Source organism: Ensifer sp. NPDC090286 (genome assembly GCF_044769565.1).
Lineage (GTDB): Bacteria > Pseudomonadota > Alphaproteobacteria > Rhizobiales > Rhizobiaceae > Ensifer.
The window spans coordinates 385,412-402,216 of the sequence record NZ_JBIVYF010000003.1; the positions used below are offsets into that span (position 1 = coordinate 385,412).

At 63.2% G+C, this 16,805-nt stretch carries 22 protein-coding genes and 1 tRNA gene; 7 read left to right on the forward strand and 16 right to left on the reverse strand.

Translation table 11 applies throughout. The features are described 5' to 3' along the window. Together ACIQUG_RS17075 and ACIQUG_RS17080 are read right to left on the reverse strand one after the other, a co-directional pair. Positions 1-738, reverse strand: coding sequence for an RlmE family RNA methyltransferase (locus ACIQUG_RS17075; protein WP_402323285.1), 738 nt, complete (start codon positions 736-738; stop codon positions 1-3). Then, complete coding sequence (locus tag ACIQUG_RS17080) at positions 735-2,324, reverse strand: Ppx/GppA phosphatase family protein (protein ID WP_402323736.1); 1,590 nt, start codon at positions 2,322-2,324, stop codon at positions 735-737. Before ACIQUG_RS17080 ends, ACIQUG_RS17075 begins: the two co-directional genes overlap by 4 nt. A 318-nt stretch (positions 2,325-2,642) precedes the next feature. Between ACIQUG_RS17080 and ACIQUG_RS17085 the strand changes: the two genes are divergently transcribed. Together ACIQUG_RS17085 and ACIQUG_RS17090 are read left to right on the forward strand one after the other, a co-directional pair. Next, positions 2,643-2,716: transfer RNA gene (locus ACIQUG_RS17085), tRNA-Gln, on the forward strand. 284 nt (positions 2,717-3,000) lie between these two features. Continuing rightward, on the forward strand, positions 3,001-3,243 hold the full coding sequence (locus ACIQUG_RS17090; RefSeq protein ID WP_402323286.1) for a hypothetical protein: 243 nt from the start codon (positions 3,001-3,003) through the stop codon (positions 3,241-3,243). A 41-nt stretch (positions 3,244-3,284) separates the two neighbouring features. On the opposite strand, the gene ACIQUG_RS17095 is transcribed toward ACIQUG_RS17090, so the two are convergent. Continuing rightward, positions 3,285-4,421, reverse strand: a complete 1,137-nt coding sequence (locus ACIQUG_RS17095) for a fumarylacetoacetate hydrolase family protein (protein ID WP_402323737.1) — start codon at positions 4,419-4,421, stop codon at positions 3,285-3,287. A 251-nt stretch (positions 4,422-4,672) separates the two neighbouring features. On the opposite strand from ACIQUG_RS17095, the gene ACIQUG_RS17100 reads away from it, so the two are divergent. After that, a complete protein-coding gene (locus ACIQUG_RS17100; RefSeq protein WP_402323287.1) occupies positions 4,673-5,110 on the forward strand; it encodes a hypothetical protein in 438 nt (145 codons plus the stop codon). Positions 5,111-5,234: 124 nt separating this feature from the next. Here ACIQUG_RS17100 and ACIQUG_RS17105 read toward each other — a convergent pair whose 3' ends face one another. Beyond that, positions 5,235-5,852, reverse strand: coding sequence for a TetR/AcrR family transcriptional regulator (locus tag ACIQUG_RS17105; protein WP_402323288.1), 618 nt, complete (start codon positions 5,850-5,852; stop codon positions 5,235-5,237). A gap of 51 nt (positions 5,853-5,903) precedes the next feature. Between ACIQUG_RS17105 and ACIQUG_RS17110 the strand changes: the two genes are divergently transcribed. Further along, entirely contained in the window at positions 5,904-6,698 is a 795-nt protein-coding gene (locus ACIQUG_RS17110; RefSeq protein WP_402323289.1) for an SDR family NAD(P)-dependent oxidoreductase, read from the forward strand. A 72-nt stretch (positions 6,699-6,770) separates the two neighbouring features. Here the strand turns inward: ACIQUG_RS17110 and ACIQUG_RS17115 are convergent, their stop codons facing one another. The 3 genes from ACIQUG_RS17115 to ACIQUG_RS17125 form a co-directional block, all read right to left on the reverse strand. After that, positions 6,771-8,024, reverse strand: coding sequence for an NAD(P)/FAD-dependent oxidoreductase (locus tag ACIQUG_RS17115; RefSeq protein ID WP_402323290.1), 1,254 nt, complete (start codon positions 8,022-8,024; stop codon positions 6,771-6,773). 68 nt (positions 8,025-8,092) lie between these two features. Further along, entirely contained in the window at positions 8,093-8,596 is a 504-nt protein-coding gene (locus ACIQUG_RS17120; RefSeq protein WP_082006056.1) for a TIGR00645 family protein, read from the reverse strand. 156 nt (positions 8,597-8,752) lie between these two features. Continuing rightward, positions 8,753-8,917 carry a DUF1328 domain-containing protein gene (locus ACIQUG_RS17125; protein WP_034800864.1) on the reverse strand — a complete coding sequence of 55 codons (165 nt, stop codon included), beginning with the start codon at positions 8,915-8,917 and terminating at the stop codon, positions 8,753-8,755. Positions 8,918-9,143: 226 nt separating this feature from the next. On the opposite strand from ACIQUG_RS17125, the gene ACIQUG_RS17130 reads away from it, so the two are divergent. Next, positions 9,144-9,338 carry a hypothetical protein gene (locus tag ACIQUG_RS17130; protein ID WP_402323291.1) on the forward strand — a complete coding sequence of 65 codons (195 nt, stop codon included), beginning with the start codon at positions 9,144-9,146 and terminating at the stop codon, positions 9,336-9,338. Positions 9,339-9,443: 105 nt separating this feature from the next. Here ACIQUG_RS17130 and ACIQUG_RS17135 read toward each other — a convergent pair whose 3' ends face one another. Then, positions 9,444-9,641 carry a CsbD family protein gene (locus tag ACIQUG_RS17135; RefSeq protein ID WP_043618266.1) on the reverse strand — a complete coding sequence of 66 codons (198 nt, stop codon included), beginning with the start codon at positions 9,639-9,641 and terminating at the stop codon, positions 9,444-9,446. A 75-nt stretch (positions 9,642-9,716) separates the two neighbouring features. Beyond that, positions 9,717-10,040, reverse strand: coding sequence for a hypothetical protein (locus ACIQUG_RS17140; RefSeq protein ID WP_402323292.1), 324 nt, complete (start codon positions 10,038-10,040; stop codon positions 9,717-9,719). A 512-nt stretch (positions 10,041-10,552) separates the two neighbouring features. On the opposite strand from ACIQUG_RS17140, the gene ACIQUG_RS17145 reads away from it, so the two are divergent. Beyond that, the gene (locus ACIQUG_RS17145) at positions 10,553-10,801 is read left to right on the forward strand and encodes a glycine zipper domain-containing protein (protein ID WP_034800856.1); all 249 of its coding nucleotides are present in this window, start codon (positions 10,553-10,555) and stop codon (positions 10,799-10,801) included. 46 nt (positions 10,802-10,847) lie between these two features. On the opposite strand, the gene ACIQUG_RS17150 is transcribed toward ACIQUG_RS17145, so the two are convergent. Further along, complete coding sequence (locus ACIQUG_RS17150; protein WP_402323293.1) at positions 10,848-11,096, reverse strand: NepR family anti-sigma factor; 249 nt, start codon at positions 11,094-11,096, stop codon at positions 10,848-10,850. 156 nt (positions 11,097-11,252) lie between these two features. On the opposite strand from ACIQUG_RS17150, the gene ACIQUG_RS17155 reads away from it, so the two are divergent. Continuing rightward, the gene (locus ACIQUG_RS17155; protein ID WP_402323294.1) at positions 11,253-12,050 is read left to right on the forward strand and encodes a response regulator; all 798 of its coding nucleotides are present in this window, start codon (positions 11,253-11,255) and stop codon (positions 12,048-12,050) included. Positions 12,051-12,079: 29 nt separating this feature from the next. Here ACIQUG_RS17155 and ACIQUG_RS17160 read toward each other — a convergent pair whose 3' ends face one another. From ACIQUG_RS17160 to ACIQUG_RS17185, 6 genes are all read right to left on the reverse strand, one after another. Further along, positions 12,080-13,210, reverse strand: coding sequence for an AI-2E family transporter (locus ACIQUG_RS17160; protein ID WP_402323738.1), 1,131 nt, complete (start codon positions 13,208-13,210; stop codon positions 12,080-12,082). 137 nt (positions 13,211-13,347) lie between these two features. Beyond that, positions 13,348-13,518, reverse strand: a complete 171-nt coding sequence (locus ACIQUG_RS17165; protein WP_090425577.1) for a hypothetical protein — start codon at positions 13,516-13,518, stop codon at positions 13,348-13,350. Between the two features lie 177 nt (positions 13,519-13,695). After that, on the reverse strand, positions 13,696-14,043 hold the full coding sequence (locus ACIQUG_RS17170) for a RidA family protein (protein ID WP_025426006.1): 348 nt from the start codon (positions 14,041-14,043) through the stop codon (positions 13,696-13,698). A 173-nt stretch (positions 14,044-14,216) separates the two neighbouring features. After that, positions 14,217-15,047, reverse strand: a complete 831-nt coding sequence (locus tag ACIQUG_RS17175) for an ABC transporter ATP-binding protein (RefSeq protein ID WP_043618254.1) — start codon at positions 15,045-15,047, stop codon at positions 14,217-14,219. Then, positions 15,044-15,886, reverse strand: coding sequence for an ABC transporter ATP-binding protein (locus ACIQUG_RS17180; RefSeq protein WP_402323295.1), 843 nt, complete (start codon positions 15,884-15,886; stop codon positions 15,044-15,046). The genes ACIQUG_RS17175 and ACIQUG_RS17180 overlap by 4 nt, the downstream gene beginning before the upstream one ends. Positions 15,887-15,888: 2 nt before the next feature. Further along, positions 15,889-16,797, reverse strand: a complete 909-nt coding sequence (locus ACIQUG_RS17185) for an ABC transporter permease subunit (RefSeq protein ID WP_034800846.1) — start codon at positions 16,795-16,797, stop codon at positions 15,889-15,891. Positions 16,798-16,805 lie beyond the last annotated feature (8 nt).

Genomic DNA, 16,805 nt, shown 5'->3' on the forward strand with positions numbered 1-16,805 from the left:
CTATTCGGCCGCTTCGTCTTCGGTTTCCGTTTCGCTGGCGGTCTGCTGACGTCCCTTGAAGTCCTTGGCTAGCAGGAACATCTCGACCGATTCGGCGCGCGAGGAGGCCGGCTTCACATGGATGACCTGACGGAAATTCTGCTTGAGCATGTTGAGCAGCTCGCGCTCGGTGCCGCCCTGGAAGGTCTTTGCCAGGAAATGTCCGCCCTTGCCCAGCACGTCGACGGCGAAATAGGCCGCGACCTCGCACAGATGCATGGTGCGCAAGTGGTCGGTCTGGCGGTGGCCGGTCGTCGGCGCCGCCATGTCGGAGATAACGAGATCCGGCGTTCCGCCGATCGCTTCCTTCAGTTTCGCCGGCGCCTCGGGGTCGAGGAAATCCATCTGCAGGATGCGCACGCCCGGGATCGGGTCCACCTCCAGGAAGTCGATCGCGGCGACGCGCGGATCGGCATCGGTCGAATTGGTGACCTTGGCGGCGATCTGCGACCAACTGCCGGGCGCAGCGCCCAAGTCGATGATGCGGCGCGCGCCGTTCAGGATCTTGTGCTTCTCGTCGATCTCCAGCAGCTTGAAGGCCGCACGGGCGCGGTAGCCCTCGAGCTGCGCCCGCTGCACATAGGGGTCGTTGATGTGGCGCTCGATCCAGCGGCGGGAGGATGCCTTGAGCTTGCCCTTCTTAACCTTCTGGCCAAGCTTGCGGCCGCTGCGGTTGCCGCCGACAGGAGGTTTCGTCATGGTTTGTTTCCTTCGTGGCTGCCGGAGGCATTGGAGCCGCGCTGGTGGCGGCGCGGCCGAGAGCGGCGCCAGGCGCCGTCGTCCGCCATCATATCGGTGAGCAGGCCTTCGCGCAGGCCGCGATCGGCGACGCGCATGCGGGTCGACGGCCAGCGCCGGCGGATCGCTTCGAGGATGGCGCAGCCGGCAAGCACCAGATCGGCGCGATCCGGGCCGATGCAGGGATTGGCGGCGCGTGCGTCAAAATCCCAGGACAGAAGCCTTGCCTGCATGGCCGAGACCTCATCGTCCGTCAGCCACAGTCCATCGACGCGACGGCGATCATAGCGCGGCAGATCGAGATGCACGCCGGCAAGCGTCGTCACCGTGCCGGACGTGCCGATCAGGTGGAAACCGCTGCCGGACGTGCCGTTCGCCAGAGCTTCGACGGGCGGGCTGTCGAAGCGGGAAAGCATGCCTTCGACTTCCTGCACCATCGCCTCGAAGCTTGCCGGCGTCACGTGCTGGCCGCCATGGCGCTCCGAAAGCGTGACGACGCCGACCGGCAGCGAGGTCCAGTGGGTGATGTGGTTGGCGAGCCGGTTCGAGCGCGAATCACCGATGCGGATGACGGCGATCTCGGACGAGCCGCCGCCGATATCGAAGAGCACGACCGAGCGCGTCTCGCGGTCGACCAGCGACGAGCAGCCGGAAACGGCAAGCCGTGCCTCGGTTTCGCGGTTGATGATTTCGAGATCGAGACCGGTTTCGCTCGCAACCCGCTGAAGGAAGCTTTCACCGTTTTCGGCGGCGCGGGCAGCCTCCGTCGCAATCAGGCGGCTGCGGCGGATGGTACGGGCGCCGAGCTTCGACGCGCAGATCTTCAGCGCCTCGACGGCGCGCTCCATCGCCTCGTCCGACAGCCGGCCGCTGGCACCGAGCCCTTCGCCGAGACGCACGATGCGCGAGAAGGCATCGACCACACGGAACTGGCCGGGACGGGTCGGCTGCGCGATCAGCAGGCGGCAATTGTTGGTGCCGAGATCAAGCGCGGCATAGAGCGGCGCAGGAGGTTCGCCGGCGGCAACATAGGGTGCACGCGGTTGTTCACCGCGAGTGCCCGGCCGCGACTGCGCGCCCGCATGACCGCCGCCGGAAGCAGAAGCCTGCCGCGCATTGCCGCCGCCATCGGCGCCACGCTGTGGCGCCGGCTGGCGCTCGCCGCTCGTCAGCGGGCGCCCCTGCAGCCCGCGGCGGTGCTTGGCCTTCTTGCTGCGCTTGTGGCCCTTGCGTTCGCCAAGCGACGCATCGACGACCTGGACGCCGCTGTTTTGCGAGGCGGATCCGGCCTGAGCCTGCTGTTTTGCTGATTTCGAACGACGCCGCCGCTTGCGCTTGCGCGCCGGCTCCGTTTCGTTCTCTCCTGCGGGACGCCCTGCCAAACCGGCTGGGCCGGACTGGCTGGCAATTGCAGACGGCGAAGCAGACGACTTACGTCGTTTGCGCTTGCCCTTGCCGTTGCGCGGACCGAGCTTCGATCCATCACCGCGGCCTGCTGCCGACGCCCCGGATTCGGACGGCTTATCGCCGTGATCGGGGTCTTTCACTTGTTTCAACCATGGCGCCGCGCAAGGCCTTACGGCCGCTCAAGGCGCTCTCTCGATTTTTCGTTGGCGCGACTGTACCAGCGCAACCCCCATTCGCCAAACTTTTTTTGAGAACCGGCTTGTGCACAACAAAGGCGTCGGGCGCCCGAACCCAGCAAACACAGCGGGTTAAGCATGTGGTCCCCTGTTGCAGTCACCCCTGATGGCTGCGATCTTCACTTCATGCGCGATTTTTTTTGCAAAAGGTATTTGCATCAGCCGCCGATTTGTTTATAAGCCCGCCAACCACACCGACGGGCTTCGCTCCGACGGCGGCTTTGGGGAATAGGTTAACGGTAGACCCACGGACTCTGACTCCGTTAGTCCTGGTTCGAATCCAGGTTCCCCAGCCAACTTTCACCGACAATTCAATAAAATATCAATGACATGCGAAACGCTCACGTGTGACGGATGCTCGCTAATGCAATGTTTCGCCCGACGAACCAGACGGCCGAACTCGGCGAGCGACTCGTCTGGGCGTGGCTGCCGTTACCCAACGGCAACGGCGCGCTTCCCGCGGCGAAATCAGCTGTAACACGCCCCTAAACACTGCAGTTTCCGAGTTTGTGGATATTCAGACCTCTTCCGGAGGCGCATACTCTTCGCCGCCCACAATCGATCAGGCGGAGACAGGCCGATGCTCGAGACAAAAGCGGATGCGGCATATGCGATCGAGTACTTCCAGGAACACCCGGAAGCCGGGCTGTGCCGGGAAGGACAGCGCTGGTGGATAACGCCGAACGCAAACGAGACCGATCGGCGGATTCTTCGTATCGACAGCGCTGAAGCGGAACGACTGAAGGAAGACGCGCGCCTTCAGTCCGTCGCTGACATCGCGCATGCGGGCCGGTCGCTCTGGATCATGCGCAACATGACATAGCTATCCGGCCGAGCGGGCGCGCTCGATCGTGGGCTTTCTGCTTACAGCAGTCCCCGCCCAGCAAGATTGCGCATCAGCGACGCGGCGCCAAAGCTCCAGGGCGCGCACTCCGTCGATAGCTTGACCGTGTTGGTCAGCGATCCGAGTTCGGCGTTGGCGATCGTCACCACGTCGCCGCGCTTGTGGGTGAAGCCCTGGCCGGGCTCTTCGCGGTCTTCCACGGGGGCGAAGAGCGTGCCCATGAACAGCATCAGGCCATCGGGATACTGGTGATGCGGACCGATCGTCTGGGCGACGAGGTCGAGCGGATCGCGGCTGATCTCGGCCATGGAACTGCGGCCGGTCAGGCGGTAGCCGTCCTCGCCTTCGACTAGGAGGCTGAGTTCCGCCCGGCGGACATCGTCGATGGTGTAGCTTTCGTCGAAGAGCCGGATGAAGGGGCCGATGGCGCAGGAGGCGTTGTTGTCCTTGGCCTTGCCGAGAAGCAGCGCCGAGCGCCCCTCGATGTCGCGCAGGTTGACGTCATTGCCGAGGGTGGCACCCCTCACCTGGCCGCTCGAGGAAACCGCAAGCACGATTTCCGGCTCAGGGTTGTTCCAGCGCGAGGCCGGGTGCAGGCCGACATCCGCGCCCGGGCCGACCCCCGAGAGGACCTGCGCCTTGGTGAAGACCTCCGCGTCGGGGCCGATGCCGACCTCCAGATATTGCGACCAGACGCCCTCTTCGATGAGGGCTGCCTTGACGCGGGCCGCCTCGGACGAACCAGGCTTCAGGTTTCGCAGACTGTCGCCGATGACGGCGGTGACGCGGGCGCGGATGGCTTCGGCGCGCGACGCATCACCCGCCGCCCGTTCCTCGATGACGCGCTCGATCATCGAGCGCGCGAAAGTGACACCGCAGGCCTTTACCGCCTGGAGGTCCGAGGGCGCGATCAGGTGGGCATGCGCCGGGTCCGGTTTTCGCGCGAGGAATTCCTCGAGCGCGCCCAGACGCTCACCCGGTGCGGTGCGGGCATGGTGAACCGGATCCAAGAGCTCGAGCAGGTCGCGCATGGTCGGCGCCGCCTTGCTGGTGATGTCGCAGAGTGCGCCGTCGCGCAGAACGACAAGCGACGGCCCGGCCACGTCCGGCCGCCAGACCCGGCCGACAAAGGTACCAGTGCGAAATGCCGGATCCATCATGCCTTCCATCCTCCCGTGAACGCCTATTTCTTGCAGCGGAAGACGGGGCTGTAAAGCCGGCAGCGGCGCTCAGGCTTCCCTCCGGTTGCAGCGTCCGGAACATTGCAAATCCTCATACGTTTATGCCTATGCCACGCGCCCTCCGGGCGCCCTTGTCGCGCAATCGCGACGGCGCGAAATCCGGTGCCACGACTGCCGGGAAGGTTCAGGAGCAGTCGCATCAAGGCCAGGAGGACGCCAAGAAAAGGATGCACACAATGAACCAGCACGAGGAATTCAAGGACAAGCCCGTGATCGATCCGGTGACCGGGCAGCCGCTGCCGCAGACACCAACGCAGATGAGCGACGTGCCGCCCCCGCCCCGCTCCGGCCGCAGCAGCTGGCCGATCGTCATCATCCTGCTCGCCGGCCTGGTGCTGGCGCTGATCGCCTGGCTGCCGGCCGAACTCAGCCGCGACACCGCCAACACGACAGCGCCGCCGGCGACCACCGACCAGCCGGCAACCGGAACGACGGGCCAGGCGACACCGCCGACCGATACGGGCACGGCTCCCGCCGGCGGAACGATGACCCAGCCGGCACCGGAAGCGACGCCGCAACAGGGAACGCAGGCCCCTGAAACACAGGGCGCCACCCCGAACTCGACCCCTGGCACGACACCCGAGATGACGCAGCCGGCACCGTAAGCGAACGAGTTAGCGGAAAATGGTGGGCCGGAGGTTTTGATCTCCGGCCTTCGCGTCGTCGTTGACTGGAACGAAAGCGCTGAGGCCGAATGACGGAACGGGTGTGTCCGTCCAACGTCGTCGGTCAGTGCGGCCGGGTGTTTGCGGAAATCATCGCGTCCCAGCCGGCTGCAGCGCAGTCGGCGATCGAAAGCAGGGCTTCCCGCGTGGCGCCATCGCGTGCCTGGATCGACATGCCGTGCTGCAGCGAGGCGACGTAGGCGGCAATTGCCGCACAATCGACGCCAACGGGCATGTCGCCCTCGTCGACGGCGCGCTCGAAGCGTCGCTCCAGAGCCACCTGCTTCTCAAGCCGACACAGCTTCAGAGCGTCGCAAACCTCCGCATCTCCACCTGCCATCTGCGGCGCGGAAAGAACCACCATGCAGCCTCTCGGCTCGCCCCGCTGGGTAAAATTCACCGCCGTGCGTCTCAGCAGGTCGTGCACCGCCGCCTTTGCGGTCGGAACCGCCTCCAGTTCATCCCAGATGCCGGCACCGTCGGTTCGGCCGTAAAGATCCACAGCCTCGATGAAGAGCTGCGCCTTGCTGCCGAAGGCCGCATAGATGCTCGGTGGGTTCAATCCCATGACCCGGGTCAGGTCCGAAAGCGAGGTATTGTCATAGCCCTTGTCCCAGAAGAGCTGCATGGCGCTTGCAAGCGCCTCGTCCCTCGAAAAACTGCGTGGCCGCCCGCGGCTCATCCTGGCAGATCCCTTTTTATATCGATCAATACATAAATCGCTTGACAGCGGATGGCAAGTCGCCCTCTTTTATATGTATCGATCACTACAGATTTGGAGAAGCCAGTGACGAGTTTGAAAGACAAGGTGGCCCTGGTAACGGGCGGCAGCCGCGGCATCGGTGCTGCAATCGCAAAACGCTTGGCGAGCGACGGCGCAACGGTGGCGGTGACCTACAGCCAGTCGAAAGAAAAGGCCGAGGCGCTCGTGGCGGAGATCAAGCGGGGTGGCGGCAGCGCGCTGGCAATCCGGGCAGACAACCGCGATCCGGGTGCGGTCGAGGCTGCCGTCAAGTCGGTTGCGGAGAAGCACGGTCGCATCGACATTCTCGTCAACAATGCCGGCATCTTCGATGCCGGGACGGTGGACGAGGTAACCGCGGAGGATTTCGACCGGACGATCGACGTCAATGTGAAGGCGGTGTTCCTTGCCACGCGCGCCGCGGCAGCGCACATGCCGGATGGCGGACGCGTCATCACGATCGGCAGCAACCTTGCCGCCCGCGTCCCATGGCCGGGCATGAGCCTGTATGTGCTGAGCAAGAGCGCGCTGATCGGCTTCACAAAGGCGGTGGCACGCGATCTCGGGCCGAAGGGCATCACCGTCAACATCGTCCATCCGGGCTCGACCGACACGGACATGAACCCGGCCAACGGCGACCATGCCGGCCCACAACGCGGACTGATGGCGATCCCCCGCTTCAACGAGGCCAGCGACGTGGCAGGCGTCGTCGCCTGGCTGGCGGGGCCTGACGGCCGCAGCGTCACGGGCGCCGAATTCACCATCGACGGCGGCACCAACGCCTGATCAGCCAAAGAAAAAGGCCGGAAACCAGCTTCCGGCCTTTTCCTACTTCGTGATGCTGTGGCTTCGGACCCGTCAGGCCAGGAAGCGCTCCGGCCGGTAGGGCGCGATGTCGATGACCGTCTTTTCACCGGTCATGGCTTCCGCCAGCGCCCGGCCGGTGACCGGCCCGAGCGTCATGCCGTGATGGGCGTGGCCGAAGGCAAACCACAGGCCCTCGTGACGCGGCGCCTTGCCGATCAGCGGCATCATGTCCGGCGTGCAGGGACGCGCGCCCATCCACGGTTCTTCGTCACGGCGTTCGGCCAGCGGGAAAAACTCGCGCGCCACCCGCTCGGCCCGCGTCAGCTGCACCGGCGTCTTCGGCGCGTCGCGCCAGGCAAATTCCGCGCCGGTCGTCAAACGGATGCCGCGCAGCATCGGCGCCAGGAAATAGCCCTTCTCGGCATCGAGCACCCAGTTGTTGAGCTGCGCGCCCTCCTGCGTGCCATAGTGCATGTGGTAGCCGCGCTTCACGGCCAGCGGGAAATGGTAACCGAGCTTGCGGGTCACCGTATCGGCCCAGGGGCCGAGCGCCACGACGACTTCGCGCGTCTCCAGCGGCCCTTCCGGGGTGGCGACACGCCAGCCGGGACCTTCGAGCACGTGTTCGGTCGTCGCCGCATCGCCGGAAATGAGCCGGCCGCCGAGCGACTGGAAATAAGCGAGATAGGCCTTGTTGAGGCTGTGCGGATCGCGGATCGACCAGGGATCACTCCAGCGCAGGCCACCGACGAGATCCGCCTTGATCGACGGTTCCAGCGTCTTCAACTCGCTGGTCGAAAGCTTCTGGTGGTTGACGCCGAAGCCGGCCGAGAGCTTTTCCGCTTCCTTGTACGCGGCGTCGCGCTCCTTCTCGGTGCGGAACACCTTCATCCAGCCATCCTTGCGGATGAGGTCGCCGGCACCGGACGCCTCGATCAGATCCTGGTGTTCGCTGATCGAATGCTCGATCAGCGGTGCATAGAGCTGGGCGATGCGCCGGTGTTGGGTGAAACCGGAGTGCCACCAGTAGCGTGCCAGGAACGGCACCAGGCCCGGAAGGGCGCGGAAATGGTAATGGGCGTCGATGGTGTTGTTGAGCGCGTAGCGAAAGAGCGCGCCGAAATCATGCGGGAAACCATAGGGAAAGACGCCCTCGCGCTGGATCAGGCCGGCATTGCCGTAGGAGGTTTCCTCGCCGGGGCCGCGACGGTCGAGCAGCACCACCGACTTGCCGCGGCGGGCGAGATGGATGGCAGTGGAAATGCCGACGATACCGGCGCCCAGGACCACTACGTCAGTCTTCATCTAAAGGCTGCCCCCGTTGCTCGATCAAGACAAGCCGCGGCTTTTTACGTCGGGCCGCGGCACCAGTATCACTTCTTCTTCAGCGCAGTCATGATCTGCTCGAGATAGCCGAGCAACACGGCCGATACGACGAAGGCAAGATGTATGATCGTCGCCCACATCAGCTGTTCGCTGGAATATTGCTGCGCGTTCAAGAAGATCTGCAGCAGGTGGATCGAGGAAATGGCCACGATCGACGACGCGACCTTGATCTTCAGGCTGCCGGAATCGAGCTTGCCGAGGAAGGAGACCTCCGCGTCGCCTTCGTCGAAACGGCTGACGAAGTTCTCGTAGCCTGAAATCATCACCATCACGATCAGGCTGGCGACCAGCGCGGCATCGATCAGGGCGAGCATGGCCAGGATCATCTCCGCATCATCATAGACGAAGACCATGCTGGCGATCTTGAACAGCTTGAAGGCGAACGAGATGCCGTAAAGGGCGAGCGCCGCTACCAGGCCAAGATAGAAGATGACGAGGAGCCAGCGGCTGGAGAGGATGATCCGCTCGACGAGCAGTTCCAGCGATTTCATGGTGTTCGGTTCCTCAAGGCTATTGCGACGGTTTCGGCATCAATAGCCAAGCAGGCAGGCAAGGGCAAGCAAGACGATCCAGCCCCAAACGCACCAAGGGCGGCCGTAACGCCGCCCATTTTCGTCCATTCGTATCCGCTCAAATTCGGGCTCCGGTCAGCCGCGACGCACGAGGCCAGCAACGAGCGAAATCACCAGGAAGACCAGGAAAAGGAAGAAGAGGATCTGCGCGATGCCCGCGGACGTGCCGGCAATACCCCCAAACCCAAGTACACCCGCTATGATTGCCACAACGAGGAAGACAAGCGCATAGTATAACATAGCAATTCTCCTTGCCTAAATCACTGCAAAGCAAACGCCATAGCTTTCAATTTGTTCCAGTTATCGATCAAATTCGGCGCGCAGAATTCCGCAGCTTCACTCGACATTAATATTCTGTTTACGATGAAAGACGAAAGAGTCCCAAATCGGCACGGTTTGCACCGGAAATGCCCGGAACCTTCGCAATACTCTGACGTTCTTCATCCATGGAACACGCAGGGTCGAAATGAAGATGCCGACAGCACATATCTGGAAAACGGCGATCGAAGCCGGACGGGAGCGGACGCATCTCTCCGATAGAAATATTCACATCGGAAAGACGATGCGCGACCTATACACCGACGGCGACGAAAAGAGCGCCAAGCTTCAGTCTCTGCTGGAAGAACTCCGCAAGCGAGAGGCGAAGGCAAAGAAGAAATAAGCGCGATGCGCACCACAAACAAAAGCCGCGCGACAGATGTCGCGCGGCTTTTGCTTTTACGGTTGTTCTTCCAGGAAAGAAGAGTAACGGCCTTCCTCGAACCATCTAACGGCGGGACATCCAGTCGTCGATCTGGCGCTCCGCCTCATCACGCGCGACGCCGTACCGCGCCTGGATCCGTCCGGCGAGTTCTTCCCTGCGGCCATCGATGACATCGAGGTCGTCATTGGTGAGCTTACCCCACTGCGTCTGAACCTTGCCCTTCAGCTCGTGCCATTTTCCTTCAACAATATCCCAGTTCATTTTCCGTCCTTTCGGTTGATGCGGCCGCGCAAGTGCAGTTGCGCTTGGGCAATTGCGCTTGCGCGGCCGGTGAAATCAGTTGCGAGTCCTGGCGCCGACGTCGTGGCGCGCGGCTACGGCGTAGCTGCCGTCATCGACCTTGACCTTGACCTGAAGCCGGCCAGGCGCCTTCACCTGCCATTCGATGATCGCGTCTTCCACGAACAGCGCCGGATCGACTTCCGCGCAGGCGCCATAGGCATGCTTGAAGGTCGTTCCTGTCGCCTCGATCGCGGGCGAAAGCAGTTCGCGGCATTCGTCCACGGTTTCGAAAGCCACGGTGGGCGCCGGCACTTCGCGGCAGGCCTCTGTCGTCTGCATGCAGCCGACCAGGACCATGATGGCGGCAATATGTTCCATTCGCATGCTCCCTTCCGTCAAACTCCAACAGCAAACGGCAATGCACGATCTGCGGTTCCGCAAAGGGGCGCGAAATATTTCCCGGAACTTTGGCGTGAGCTGCGCGTTTGGGCGCCCGTCGAAGCCCCCATCGACGGTCGGGAGACGGTCGAGAACCTGCATCCGTTCGCAGCGTTCAACAGGGCGCGAGGGCGCGCAGCGGCGACTGCCACCGACCATCGGCCATACCAACAATGGAACAAAAACGCCGCGCTCTCGTTTTCGCAACGATAACAAGCGCTGCGACCGCGGCCGAGCGACGGAGGAGATACTGGCGAGGCAAGGACACACCGCAAGGAGTTCGCCCATTTAGAGCGCCGAACGGTTACATCAAAGGTCGATCAGGACGGCGCGGTAGCGGTACGGGCTATGCCTCATTGTCGTCATTCTGTTCGTCACCAGTCGCGGGCAAATCGATTTCACCGAAAATTGATTCTCAGTTCAACAAAGCAACCCTCGGATAGGAACGCGTCATGAAGAAGATACTTATCGTAGCAAGCCTGATCCTGCCCCTCGCGGCATGCACGCAGACAGAAAAGGGCGCGGCGATCGGTGCAACCGGCGGCGCGATCGTCGGCGGCGCCGCGACGGGCAACGTCAGGGGTGCGGCCGTGGGCGCTGCCATCGGCGGTGTTGCCGGTGCGCTGATCGGTAATGCCAACGAGCCGGGCCGCTGCATCTATCGCGACCGCTACGGCCGCCGCTACGAAGCCGCCTGCTGATCGGCGCATCTCACGAAGAAACGGGCAACCGCCCGTTTCTTCCCCCTCAGAGCGGAACCCCACCCTTCGACGGGCCTTTGGCCGCAGCTTCCGCTTCATCCAGTTTTTCAAGAAGATCGAGAAATAGTTCCGGAACGGGCTCCTGCTCGAGCGACCGATAGAACGCCTTCAAGCTGGCGCCGATCGAGCCGCCGATATCACGCGCTTCGGCCGTGCCGCCGCGCCGTTGGCTCACGCCTTCATGCTTTCCGGTTTCATCGTCCATGCTGCGTTCCACCACCGCTTCGTCCTTCACGGTTTTGCTGCCTGTGCGAGATCGCCGGCACACCGTTCGAACACGTCCCCCATTTGCTCTAAGCCGAAAAACGTGTTCAAAACATCCATCTATTCCGCCACATACCTCCTATCCTCAGAAATCAAACGAATCGCATTGCACGTAAGGAAGTCGTTGATGTCACTTTCGACCCGGATTGCGCCCCACCTGCCCTTTCTGCGCCGTTACGCGCGGGCCGTTACAGGCTCGCAGGCCGCAGGCGACGGGTATGTGGCCGCTGTTCTCGAAGCCCTGATCGAGGACATCAGTCTCTTTCCGGAAGCCTCGAACGACCGGATCAGCCTCTACAAGCTGTTCTGCTCACAGTTCGAAAAGATCTCGATCGACCGCAGCGAAAACACCTCGCCGTTCGCATGGGAGAAGCAGGCCGCCGCCAATCTGTCGCTGATCGCGCCTGTGCCGCGCCAGGCGTTTCTGCTCGTGTCGGTCGAGGGCTTTTCCATCGCCGATGCGGCCGAGGTCATGAGCCTGAGCCAGGCCGAATTTTCAAAGCTGCTGACCGTCGCCTCGGAGGACATCTCGCGCCAGGTCGCAACCGACGTCCTGATCATCGAGGACGAGCCGCTGATCGCGCTCGATATCGAGGATATGGTGACCAGTCTCGGCCACCGCGTGACCGGGATCGCCCGCACTCACGGCGAGGCGCTCGATCTCTACCGCAAGACCTCGCCGAAGATGGTCCTGGCCGACATCCAGCTTGCCGATGGCAGCTCGGGCATCGACGCCGTCAACGAGATCCTCACACAGGCCGCGGTGCCGGTGATCTTCATCACCGCCTTCCCGGAACGGCTGCTGACAGGCAAGCGGCCGGAGCCGGCCTTCCTCGTGACCAAACCCTTCAATCCGGACATGGTGAAGGCACTGATCAGCCAGGCGCTGTTCTTCGACGAGCACGCACGCTCTGCCCGGCGCTAGGCCTGGCAACACGTCCCCTTATCCGGCCCTTATCCAGGTAGCTGACGTTCTGGCGGCTGGTCGCTGATTTCCTCGACAATGGCCAGAACGATTAGAGAGAGCGGCAGTGCCAACATGGCGCCGACCGCTCCCCACATCCAGGTCCAGAACACGATCGCCAGGAAGATCAGGAACGGATTCACCTCGAGTTCGTTGCCGAGGATCGCCGGAATGGCAAGGTTTTCCATCGCAAGGTGAACGACGAAGAAGACCGCGGCCGGCGCCAATGCCAGCCACAGCACCTCGTGCGTCATCAGCCCCGCTACCAGCAGGCTCAGCGTCATCGCGGTCACGCCGAGATAGGGAATGAAGCTGGAGACGAAAGCGAACAGGCCCCACAGCGGCGCCATGCCCAGGCCGCCGACAAAAGCGATCACCGTCGTCACAAGGCCGAGCGAAAGATAGATCACGCTGGCGATCGAGAAGTATCGTGCCAACGCATCCTCGATGCCGTTCATGATGCGAATGGCGCTAAGCCGCCGCTCGCGGCTGGCAAAGGCAAGGATGACGGCCTTCCGCAGTTGCAGCCGCCCGAGCAGAAACAGGCCGAGTGCCGCGAGGAAAATCAGGGTCTGCACCAAGGCGGGTGTCAGCCCGGCTGCAGTGGCGGCAAGCATCGGTCCGGCATTCTTCATGACGGTGTCGGCAATCGCATCGTTGCCGATGCTGCGCGCGACGGCCAGCCGCAGCCACTCGAACCGATCAATGAACGGCATCACCCGCGCCACCACGCTTTCGGCGAGCTTCGGCGCCTCGGAGGCGAGCGCCGTCAACGGGCCGAGAAGCGCATTGACGAGCCACGAGAGGCCGGTGACGAAGATGCCCGCCAACAGCAGCCCCCCGAAGATCGGCGGCAGACCGTAACGCGCCAACCCGTCGGCGGTCCGGCCGAGCACCACGCCGACGACGATCGCCAGCGTGATCGGTAGCAGGATCGTTTCCATGGCGTAGATGCCCGCACATGCGGCAATGGCGAAAAGGCCGATGATGCTCCAGGCGACCATCAGGTCGATGCCGTCCCGCCGCGGAGCGGTCGATGGCGCCGCCGTCGCAACGGCAGCCTCTTCTTCGACGATCCGCCGCGCGCGCTTGCGCTGCTGCGCAGCACCCGCCCGCCGCAGCGTAGTCGCGATCATGCCGCGCCGGCCCTCGCCCAGGGCGGCGCGCGGGTCGTTCGCGTTTCCGGTCAACAGATCAGGCCGCCCTGCCTTTTGCTCGGGCCCTGCTTGCGGCACATCGCGTGATTGATCTTGCACGGTCAATGGTGTTCCGGCGGGAAGACATGCAGGGTCAGCGACAACAGGCCGAGCCCCAGGATGATGACGAGCAAGGTATGGGCGACACCTGCGGCGGTGTAGGGAACGAGCCCAAAACCGATCATGACGCCCGCCAGGAGAAGGACACAGACACGGGGCAGCCAGTAGAGCATTGACAGTCCTCCCAATGGTGGCGGCCGATTTTGGCCTGCTTCTTCGGATCGGACACTTAACGTGCCGGCGCGCCGTTTGGTTCCGCGCACGGGAGCTGGAATGGGAACGAAAAACGCCGCCGGACGACAGTCCGGCGGCGCAGGAATGAGACGACGGGAAATCCCGTAGCGCCGGCCTTAAGCGGCAGCGGCGACGACGATGACTTCGACGAGGTATTCCGGGGTCGCGAGCTTGGCTTCGCCCGTGGCGCGAGCCGGGGTATTGCCCTGCGGTGCCCAGGCGTCCCAGACCGAGTTCATCTTCGGGAAGTCTGCCATATCGGCGAGCCAGATGGTGGCCGAAAGGATGCGGGTCTTGTCGGTGCCGGCGAGCGCCAGAAGACGGTCGACTTCGGCAAGCGCCTGCTTCGTCTGCGTCACGACATCGTCACCGGCATTGCCGACCTGGCCAGCGAGGTAGACGGTGTTGTTGTAGACGACGGCCTGGCTCATACGGGGGCCGGTTTCGAAACGCTTGATTTCCATGGACGTGTTCCTGAGGTTGGGCCGGACGATCGGTCCGGCCGAAAAGCGGCTGCCCGCCGCCGAAAGGCGAGAGTTGAAGGCGGCGCGACACCTCTACACCATCATGCCCTCAAGTCAAAGAAGCCGGGAACGATGTCCCGGCTTCCTGTTTCATTGACGCTAGATCGACGAGATCAAGCCGCCTGCTTCTTCTTGGCGAGACGCGCCTTGATGCTCTCGACATCCGCACGCGGCGTCGCTGCAAACAGCGTCTTGGTGTAGCTGTGCTTCGGATCGGCAAAGACCTCGTCGCGGCTGCCGTATTCGACCGCTTCGCCGAAATACATCACCATGACATCGTCAGCGATATAGCGCACGACCGAAAGGTCGTGGCTGATGAAGACGTAGGTGAGCTTCAGCTCGTCCTGAAGGTCGGCGAGCAGGTTCAGCACCTGTGCCTGGACCGACAGGTCGAGCGCCGAGACCGGCTCGTCGAGCACCAGCAGCTTCGGGTTCAGCATCAACGCACGCGCAATGGCGATACGCTGGCGCTGGCCGCCGGAGAACATGTGCGGATAGCGGTTGAAGTGCAATTCGGTGAGACCGACCTTCTTCAGCATCGTCATCGCCCGGTCGCGACGTTCGTCGGCCGGCGTGTCGGTGTTGATGACCAGCGGTTCCATCAGGATGTCGCCGATCTTCTGGCGCGGGTTGAGCGAGCCATAGGGGTTCTGGAAGACGATCTGCACCTTGCGGCGCATCTCCGGCGTCATGTCGCCCTTGGAGATATCGATCTTCTTGCCCTCGATCAGAAGGTCGCCCGAGGTTGCCGGATCGATCAGCGTGAGGATGCGGCCGAGCGTGGACTTGCCGCAGCCGCTTTCGCCGACGATCGCCAGCGTCTTGCCCTCTTCGACGGAAAAGCTCACGCCTTTCAGCGCGTGAACCGTCTTTGCCTTTTTGATGAGGCCGCCGGGGATATGGTAGTCGCGCACCAGATTGCGCGCTTCGAGGATCACGCTCATTGGGTCGCTCCTTCGTCGACGAAAAGTTCGGAAATCGTCGGCAGACGATCGCCGGTCGCGTTGTCAGGCAGAGCCGCCAGAAGTGCGCGCGTGTAGTTGCTCTTCGGGTTTTCGAAGAGCGTCAGCACGTCGGCCTCTTCCATCTTGCGACCCTTGTACTGCACGACGACGCGGTCGGCGGTTTCTGCAACCACGCCCATGTTGTGCGTGATCATGATCAGGCCCATCTTGTGCTCGGCCTGAAGCTTCATCAGCAGGTCGAGGATCTGCTTCTGGATCGTCACGTCGAGCGCGGTGGTCGGCTCGTCGGCGATCAAGAGCTTCGGGTTGCAGGCGATCGCGATCGCGATCATCACGCGCTGGCACTGGCCGCCCGACATCTGGTGCGGATAGTGGCCGAGCCGCTCGACCGGATCGGGAATACCGACCGCCTCGAACAGTTCGATCGCCCGCTTGCGGCGACCGGCCTTGTCGAGACCCATGTGGATGCGCAGCACTTCCTCGATCTGGAAGCCGACGGTGAAGCACGGGTTGAGGCTGGCGATCGGCTCCTGGAAGATCATGGCAATGTCCTTGCCGACGATCTTGCGCTTTTCGCTGGCCGACATGCCCAAGAGGTCGCGACCGTTGAAAGTGAGCTTGTCGGCCGTCACCTTCGCCGTCCAGGGCAGAAGCCCCATGGCGGCCAGCATCGACACGGACTTGCCCGAGCCGCTTTCGCCGACGATCGCAAGCACTTCGCCTTCATGGACCTTCATCGACACGCCGTTGACGGCGCGGAAGGGACCGGAGGCCGTCTGGAATTCGACGACCAGGTTTTCGATTTCGAGAAGCGCCATGATCAGGACCTCTTCAGCTTGGGATCGAGCGCATCGCGCAGGCCGTCACCCATCAGGTTGATCGCAAGCACGGTGATCAGGATCGCGATACCCGGAAGGGTCACCACCCACCAGTGGCTGCTGATGAACTCGCGCGCTTCGGCGAGCATCGTGCCCCATTCCGGTGTCGGAGGCTGTGCGCCCATGCCGAGGAAGCCGAGGGCGGCTGCGTCAAGGATCGCGCTCGAGAAGGAGAGCGTCGCCTGGACGATCAGCGGCGCCATGCAGTTCGGCAGGATCGTCTTGAACATCAGACGGCCATGACCGGCGCCGGCAACCTTGGCGGCGACGACATAGTCACGGGTCTTTTCGCTCATGACGGCAGCACGCGTCAGGCGCACGAAGTGCGGCTGGAAGACGAGCGCGATGGCGATCATGGCGTTGACGAGGCCCGGGCCGAGGACTGCGACCAGCACGAGGGCGAGCAGCAGCGACGGGAAGGCGAGGATGATGTCCATCACGCGCATGATGACGGTATCGACCCAACCACGGAAGTAGCCGGCGATGACACCAAGTGCGATGCCGCCGACGAGCGACAGGGTCGTGACGATGACACCGACGAACAGCGAGAAGCGCGTGCCGTAGATCAGGCGGGACAGCATGTCGCGGCCGACAGCATCGGTGCCGAGCAGGAATCCGGCGCGGCCGCCTTCCTGCCAGACCGGCGGAACCAGCACCGCGTCGCGGTACTGTGCCACCGGATCATGCGGTGCGACCCACGGTGCGAAGACCGCGAGCAGAACGAGGAACACGAAGAACACGAGACCGATCACGGCGCCACGGTTCTCGGAGAAGTAATACCAGAATTCGGCCAAACGCGCCCGGCGGGACGGATCGGTCGAAACGGTGCTTGTTGCAGCAGCTTGAGACATGACGCCCT

What these genes read in the sequence shown, in the direction of transcription:
- ACIQUG_RS17110 (WP_402323289.1), top strand. Translation starts at nt 5,904, where the DNA reads ATGGCAAGTCGCCCTCTTTTATATGTATCGATCACTACAGATTTGGAG.
- ACIQUG_RS17155 (WP_402323294.1), top strand. Translation starts at nt 11,253, where the DNA reads ATGTCACTTTCGACCCGGATTGCGCCCCACCTGCCCTTTCTGCGCCGT.
- ACIQUG_RS17140 (WP_402323292.1), bottom strand. Translation starts at nt 10,040, where the DNA reads ATGGAACATATTGCCGCCATCATGGTCCTGGTCGGCTGCATGCAGACG.
- ACIQUG_RS17115 (WP_402323290.1), bottom strand. Translation starts at nt 8,024, where the DNA reads ATGAAGACTGACGTAGTGGTCCTGGGCGCCGGTATCGTCGGCATTTCC.
- ACIQUG_RS17105 (WP_402323288.1), bottom strand. Translation starts at nt 5,852, where the DNA reads ATGAGCCGCGGGCGGCCACGCAGTTTTTCGAGGGACGAGGCGCTTGCA.
- ACIQUG_RS17095 (WP_402323737.1), bottom strand. Translation starts at nt 4,421, where the DNA reads ATGGATCCGGCATTTCGCACTGGTACCTTTGTCGGCCGGGTCTGGCGG.
- ACIQUG_RS17165 (WP_090425577.1), bottom strand. Translation starts at nt 13,518, where the DNA reads ATGCTCTACTGGCTGCCCCGTGTCTGTGTCCTTCTCCTGGCGGGCGTC.
- ACIQUG_RS17135 (WP_043618266.1), bottom strand. Translation starts at nt 9,641, where the DNA reads ATGAACTGGGATATTGTTGAAGGAAAATGGCACGAGCTGAAGGGCAAG.
- ACIQUG_RS17175 (WP_043618254.1), bottom strand. Translation starts at nt 15,047, where the DNA reads ATGAGCGTGATCCTCGAAGCGCGCAATCTGGTGCGCGACTACCATATC.
- ACIQUG_RS17185 (WP_034800846.1), bottom strand. Translation starts at nt 16,797, where the DNA reads ATGTCTCAAGCTGCTGCAACAAGCACCGTTTCGACCGATCCGTCCCGC.
- ACIQUG_RS17130 (WP_402323291.1), top strand. Translation starts at nt 9,144, where the DNA reads ATGAAGATGCCGACAGCACATATCTGGAAAACGGCGATCGAAGCCGGA.
- ACIQUG_RS17090 (WP_402323286.1), top strand. Translation starts at nt 3,001, where the DNA reads ATGCTCGAGACAAAAGCGGATGCGGCATATGCGATCGAGTACTTCCAG.
- ACIQUG_RS17145 (WP_034800856.1), top strand. Translation starts at nt 10,553, where the DNA reads ATGAAGAAGATACTTATCGTAGCAAGCCTGATCCTGCCCCTCGCGGCA.
- ACIQUG_RS17170 (WP_025426006.1), bottom strand. Translation starts at nt 14,043, where the DNA reads ATGGAAATCAAGCGTTTCGAAACCGGCCCCCGTATGAGCCAGGCCGTC.
- ACIQUG_RS17120 (WP_082006056.1), bottom strand. Translation starts at nt 8,596, where the DNA reads ATGAAATCGCTGGAACTGCTCGTCGAGCGGATCATCCTCTCCAGCCGC.
- ACIQUG_RS17100 (WP_402323287.1), top strand. Translation starts at nt 4,673, where the DNA reads ATGCACACAATGAACCAGCACGAGGAATTCAAGGACAAGCCCGTGATC.
- ACIQUG_RS17125 (WP_034800864.1), bottom strand. Translation starts at nt 8,917, where the DNA reads ATGTTATACTATGCGCTTGTCTTCCTCGTTGTGGCAATCATAGCGGGT.
- ACIQUG_RS17180 (WP_402323295.1), bottom strand. Translation starts at nt 15,886, where the DNA reads ATGGCGCTTCTCGAAATCGAAAACCTGGTCGTCGAATTCCAGACGGCC.
- ACIQUG_RS17075 (WP_402323285.1), bottom strand. Translation starts at nt 738, where the DNA reads ATGACGAAACCTCCTGTCGGCGGCAACCGCAGCGGCCGCAAGCTTGGC.